At 53.8% G+C, this 5,562-nt stretch carries 5 protein-coding genes and 1 pseudogene; 2 read left to right on the top strand and 4 right to left on the bottom strand.

All coding sequences use genetic code 11. From position 1 onward, the window contains the following. Positions 1 to 202 precede the first annotated feature (202 nt). Complete coding sequence (locus tag PG881_RS23620) at positions 203 to 403, top strand: helix-turn-helix domain-containing protein (protein ID WP_010674971.1); 201 nt, start codon at positions 203 to 205, stop codon at positions 401 to 403. 490 nt (positions 404 to 893) lie between these two features. Here the strand turns inward: PG881_RS23620 and PG881_RS23615 are convergent, their stop codons facing one another. Then, positions 894 to 1,289, bottom strand: coding sequence for a hypothetical protein (locus PG881_RS23615; protein WP_059169689.1), 396 nt, complete (start codon positions 1,287 to 1,289; stop codon positions 894 to 896). A 256-nt stretch (positions 1,290 to 1,545) separates the two neighbouring features. On the opposite strand from PG881_RS23615, the gene PG881_RS23610 reads away from it, so the two are divergent. Beyond that, a protein-coding gene (locus tag PG881_RS23610) for an IS3-like element ISAeme20 family transposase (RefSeq protein ID WP_270803252.1) occupies positions 1,546 to 2,714 on the top strand; the annotation gives its coding sequence in 2 pieces (ribosomal slippage) (positions 1,546 to 1,801 and positions 1,801 to 2,714; 1,170 coding nt in all). Positions 2,715 to 2,744: 30 nt separating this feature from the next. Here the strand turns inward: PG881_RS23610 and PG881_RS23605 are convergent. The 3 genes and pseudogenes from PG881_RS23605 to PG881_RS23595 form a co-directional block, all read right to left on the bottom strand. After that, on the bottom strand, positions 2,745 to 4,646 hold the full coding sequence (locus PG881_RS23605) for a tyrosine-type recombinase/integrase (protein ID WP_270803250.1): 1,902 nt from the start codon (positions 4,644 to 4,646) through the stop codon (positions 2,745 to 2,747). A gap of 77 nt (positions 4,647 to 4,723) precedes the next feature. Continuing rightward, the gene (locus tag PG881_RS23600) at positions 4,724 to 5,077 is read right to left on the bottom strand and encodes a hypothetical protein (protein WP_024941335.1); all 354 of its coding nucleotides are present in this window, start codon (positions 5,075 to 5,077) and stop codon (positions 4,724 to 4,726) included. Positions 5,078 to 5,093: 16 nt separating this feature from the next. Then, a pseudogene (locus PG881_RS23595) lies at positions 5,094 to 5,528 on the bottom strand (helix-turn-helix domain-containing protein); the annotation flags it as partial. Between the last annotated feature and the right edge of the window lie 34 nt (positions 5,529 to 5,562).

Raw genomic sequence — 5,562 nt, 5'->3', positions numbered from 1 at the left:
TTGCGGATAGTACGTGGATCGAACTTGATGCGAGCAGAGAGCTCTTCTGTTGTCAGGTAGGTGTATGCCATAATCATTCTCCAAACGCTGATTTATCTAACTTGGAGATTAAATTGATCTCCTGCAGAACAATCTAGACACAAGAAAACACAATTGCAAGCCATTTTAATCTTCAGGAGATTATTTTGGTTACGGAGAGAGCATGATTAAGTGTCATTTATCCAAGATCATGGGTGAGAAACGGCTAAAAATTGCCGATGTTGCCAGAGAGACAGGACTCAATAGAGGCACGATTACGCGCATGTACAACGAAACTGCGACTAGAATAGAACTTGATGCTATTGAAACATTATGCCGTTATCTCAATGTAAAGATTGAAGATCTGTATGAGTTCGTTGATTAACGATAGCTATCTTTACCAACTGAGAGCTAGGACGCAGACAAAGCGTCAAGTCCTCAACCCGCTTTCGTCGAACACACTTGGCAGTGCAAAAGTGAAGAGCCACGAGCTACCTCAAACGAAACGCATTATGAGGGCAAGAAATGAGCCGAAGTCGACGAAAGCCCCCCATGTTTGGCTACACAACAGCGACGTCTGAAGCTGAAGACAAGCGGATTTGGCACAAACGCTGGCGCGCTCAGTTGCGTGGCCAGCTATCACACGACGCAACGACGGATGACTTTTTGCCAATACTCCAATGCGCCGTTTCGAGCCCTTGGAACATGGATAAGGATGGGAAAAGCTGGTTCAGCCCTCAACAGCAGCGCCGGCAAGCAGAGCAATTCCTGCCCCTTCAGGGCCTATCCACATCAGATGCGCAGCGCGCAGTGGTCAGGCAGCTGGCAAAATGGCGAAGCAAATAGATTTTATTCTATTTCAGCATGTTGCACGTTCAATCTGTAAGCTCACGCGCGGTTTGACGTGCAAAGTCGGCTTTCTTCTTGTTACCTAGCGATACCAGCTCTTGGATGCTCATTACTTTCAGCGCCACGACATAGGCGACTGTCCGTAGCAACGGAGTGCTGTAGCGCGCCATTGGTTTTACCGTGTCAGCATTTTGCTGCCGCTCAGTAGAACGCTGACAGATACCCGCCTCGTCAGGATGAATTATTCGCAGTAGTGCCCGGTTAGCCCCACTTTTTTCAATGAATTCACTCTTCACGCGATAGCGTGAGATGACCTCCCGCCATGGGGCTTTTTCACTCCGTTTGGCGCCACATCGTACCTCGATCGCAATCCGTGTCGCTGGCAGCAGTAATACCGTCACACTCAGGAAGGCTTGCAACATCTGTGGATCCGTGAAGGGGATCCCAGTGTTGCGAGTATTGCTTCGGACTAGCAGATAGCCAATCCATTCGATGAAAGCCGCTCGTTGCTCGCGATAGACCTGGCGAGCCAGTTTAACCACTTTACGGAGTTCGATTTGCTCCTTATGACTGCGCAAGGCTCCAGGAAGCAAATTCAGATGATGTGACGTTGAGTTGAGGTATCCTGATTTTCACAGACAGTCCCGATTGTTACGATGAGACAATCGGGGGTATTGAATGAAATCGAGAGAACACTATTCACCAGAGTTTCGGGCAGAGGCGGTTCGACTGGTGTTGGAGCAAGGCCTTGGCCAAGCTGAAGCCGCCAGAAGGTTGGGTATTGCCAAAGGCACACTGAGCAACTGGGTGGTCGCAGCCAAAGGAGGAAAGGATACATCGGCCATTCCCGGAGCGCGTTCTGTCGCCGAGCTGGAGGCTGAAGTGGCCCGGCTACGCAAAGCTCTCGCACAAGCCAACATGGAGCGCGACATCATAAAAAAGGCCGCCGCGTACTTTGCTCAGGAGTCACTGCCAAGTACGCGTGGATAGCCAACCAACAGGACATCTATCCCATTTCCGTTATCTGTCGTGTGCTGGAGGTCTCTCGTGCGGGCTTCTACCACTGGCGCCAGCGTCCACCGTCACAGCGCCAACAAGAAGATGAACGACTCAAGGTCGCCATTCGGGCTGCTCACAGCAAGACGCGCCAGACCTATGGCGCATCGCGTTTACAAGCTGAGTTGGCCGCCGAAGGATTTTACGCTGGGCGGGACCGGATTGGGCGATTGCGCCGTGAAATGGGGTTGCCTTGCAAACAAAAGCGCAAATTCAAGGCGACAACCCATTCTGCTCATTCCCTGCCCGTGGCGGAGAATCTCCTTGGTCAGGTCTTTGCGCCGACGAAGCCCAACGAAGTCTGGACCGGTGATATCACCTATATTGCCACCGACGAAGGCTGGCTTTATCTGGCTGGTCTCAAGGATGTGTTTACCTGTGAGATAGTGGGTTATGCGATGGGAGAGCGAATGACCACCGGGTTGGTCAGTCAGGCGCTGTTTCGGGCTGTGCAGCAGAAGAGGCCACCCGTTGGGCTTATTCATCACACAGACCGGGGCAGTCAGTACTGTGCCAAGGCTTACCGGGCTCTCCAGGTACAATTTGGCATGCAGACCTCCATGTCACGCAAGGGGAACTGCTTCGACAATGCCCCGATAGAAAGCTTCTGGGGGTCTCTTAAAAATGAACTGGTTCACCACCATAGATTCGAGACGAGAGCGGAGGCCAAGGCAGCGATTCAGGAATACATAGAGATTTTTTACAACCGCCAGCGTCGGCATTCACGACTTGGCAATGTCAGCCCGGCGGAGTTTAACAAGAGGTATTGGAGAACTGCTCAGGCTGCTTGATCCGGGACTGTCCGATCTTGTCAGGACACCTCAGATATCTTCATGTCGTGCGAACCGTGCGATCAGCTCCAGAGCGGCATCAAAATCCAGCTTGTGTTTAACCAAGGGAGGGTAAGGTGCACACTCCATCAGGACCCAGGAGACCTGTTGAAGATAAGGCGAAAGCGACTGGAGCAGGGCCTCCCGGCAGCGCTGCCATGTCAAGGGCCCCTCCAACCAGTCGTTCTGTGTGAGCTTTGCACGAGACAGCCCGGTGAAGTGGTGTCGCAGTGACAAAGACCAGTCGTACTTGGCCTGCAACAGACACGCTGCATTGACCCAGTGGGTAAAATGCAAATATGAGTGCAACGTCGTCTCCGGGCTCTGATGGCCAGCAAACTGGGCCAGCGCCCAATAATCCCCCTGAGTGGATGAGTGTGTGATGGTCTGGTAGATAGAGGTACACTGTGCGGCCGACCAAGGCAGGAAATGTGCCCACCTTGGCAAACTGTGCAGTGCCAGAGCTTCGTGATGTAGCAGCAGTTGCAGGCGGCTCAATGCCGTATGCCGCAGATGATGGAAGGTATAGTATTTCCCACCAACCTGCCGAAGGATACTGGTTAACGGCCCCCTGATCTCTTCATCCGACATCGGTATCAACCAACCGCTCTGTGAGGGAAACGCCAGCGCGTTCGCGTTTTTCGCCTTTCGCGGCCATAACCCAGACAAGTACGCATCCAATCGAGTACGCTCTTCCGGGGTCAGCAAGACCCCCAGGGGGATCTTGCGGGTGGCACTGTCACTCTTGCCATCATCAAGCCGGGTATCGCGGATATATAGCCAGCACTCTGGACTGCGTTCGATATCTTTTAACCTGAGCTTTTGGATCTCGCTCAAGCGCAGTCCAGCACGATAAGCCACGATGTATAACGCGCTCAGACACTCTCGGTAACTCGATGAGGTGTGCGTCATCCGCTCCATTCCACGCAGCAACTGTCGAAAGAGAGGTTCACTGAGATAGGTGGCACGCACATGGGGCCTCTGGCGCTCGCGCGGGACCAGCTCCTCCGGCAATGGGGCCAAGTGGTAACTCGCCACCGCATAGCTGTGCAGGCTGGTCAAGCGTGCAGCCATGTAGCTGACAGCATTCTTTTGGCTAACGGGCGCCTCGGAAGAGGAACTTTCCGGCTCTGCGGAGGAGGATCTTTCCAGGTCCGTCCGTTCAACCGCACCAGAGAGCGCCGGGTCGACGACCAGATTTGAAGTCCCCCCATACTCTTCCAGCAATGCTCGATAACAGCTCAGAAAACGATCGCCATCCCATAAGCCGAGATCATGATCAAAGCACCGAACAAGCCATTGCTGACCACCGCGACTAAGGTAACTGCGCAGCGTCGAAGGCTTGTTTTTGTTCTTTGCGATGCATTGATGTAGCCACCCAACCAGGATCTGCTCTGACTTGCTGAGGGTCTGCTCATTGCGCAACCGGTTCAGTCCTGCGAGGCAGCTTGCCTTCGTCTGCTTGCGAGTCGCGCTCTCCTTTTCCGCCAACACCGTTCGCAACCGAGCCAGTAAGGATGAATAAGGGTGGTCTTCGCCATGGTAGCGCCAACGCTTGGAACTGCCTGCCGTCAGGTTATCGACTAATCCGGTACTCGCCTCCTGCGCCAAACACACCACTTGGTGACCATCCGCAACCGTCGGATGATGCAGTGAAAGCCAGTTTTCATGAGGCAGCGGTACACTGTGTAACGCCCCAGATGCCACATGAGTCAGGATCTGTGGCCAGCGGACCCCGGCTTGCCCACCGGTTACCAGACTCGCCCCTTGGCAAAACTCTTTGATCCCGCGCAGGGGTGCAGTCAGATGTCTCTGGGCCCATAAGCTGAATGTGTCGAGCTCAACGGCAAGCTCAAACGTTTTGCCGCGCCGACGATACCAGCGCTGTACCAACCCCAGAGTCGGCAGGCTTAGGGAAAGTGCGAACAAGTATCCCACGAACAAAAAATGAAAATTTTAGTCATTTAATATCAATGGGTTACCAGTAAATGCTCTCGTGCCATATGACTTATTCGCACCTTCCCTAAGGCATTGAATTCGGTTCTCACCCCTGTCAGGAATTGTTGCTGCGTTTGCTTCATCTCAACAAAGCCATGGCGAGCCTCACTGGCAGCCTGTTCGAACCGCTCCGCTCCCTGCAGCAGGCCATCTTGCAATCTGGCCAGCATTTCGGCTTGTTGCTTGAGTTGATCAGTAAGTGCAGCATTTTGGCTACCGGCTTGCTCAATTTGTTGTGTCACTTGTTCCAAGCGCTGCCCCAGTAGATCGGCGGCAGAACGGACATTGGTGGAGAGCAGGCCTAGCTGATTGGCACTGCTGTCCATATGCTTGCTGCTCTCTAAATCCCAGGGTAGCAACAAAGGCCTTTAGAGGCCGATTGCCGCGGCGGATAATGGTGAAATCGACCTGCATCTGTTTACCGGGGGCCGTTTCAAAACGGACGATGGTGCCAGAGGCGTCATGGCGCAGAGGCGATAACCAGGCCTTGAGCTGGGAGAGCCCGCCAGTGTAACCATGCTCTCGCAGTTCCCTGAGCAGAACCGTCGCCGGGATCCAGTGTGGCTTCGCTGCCTGGATACGCGCTTGCAGATAGGGTTTAAAAGGATCGAGCTTGGTTGGTCGGGCTGCTCGGTTGGGATAGATTGGCAGGCCCGGGTTGCGCAGATACTTGCGAACCGTGTTACGGGACACCCGCAATTGCTGGGCGATAGCCCGGATGCTCATGCCCTGACGGGCCAACACTCTGATTTCCACTGATAACTCCTGGGTCAACATGGGCGTGGCTCAAAAGCCACGATCTTGGCCCAGG

The organism is Aeromonas sp. QDB54, from assembly GCF_027707385.1.
Taxonomy (GTDB): Bacteria; Pseudomonadota; Gammaproteobacteria; order Enterobacterales; family Aeromonadaceae; genus Aeromonas; species Aeromonas hydrophila.
This window is presented reverse-complemented; position numbering and strand designations above follow the sequence as displayed.

Excerpts from the sequence above, each read along its gene's own strand:
- PG881_RS23620 (WP_010674971.1), top strand. The coding sequence starts at position 203 with ATGATTAAGTGTCATTTATCCAAGATCATGGGTGAGAAACGGCTAAAA.
- PG881_RS23600 (WP_024941335.1), bottom strand. The coding sequence starts at position 5,077 with ATGGACAGCAGTGCCAATCAGCTAGGCCTGCTCTCCACCAATGTCCGT.
- PG881_RS23615 (WP_059169689.1), bottom strand. The coding sequence starts at position 1,289 with ATGTTGCAAGCCTTCCTGAGTGTGACGGTATTACTGCTGCCAGCGACA.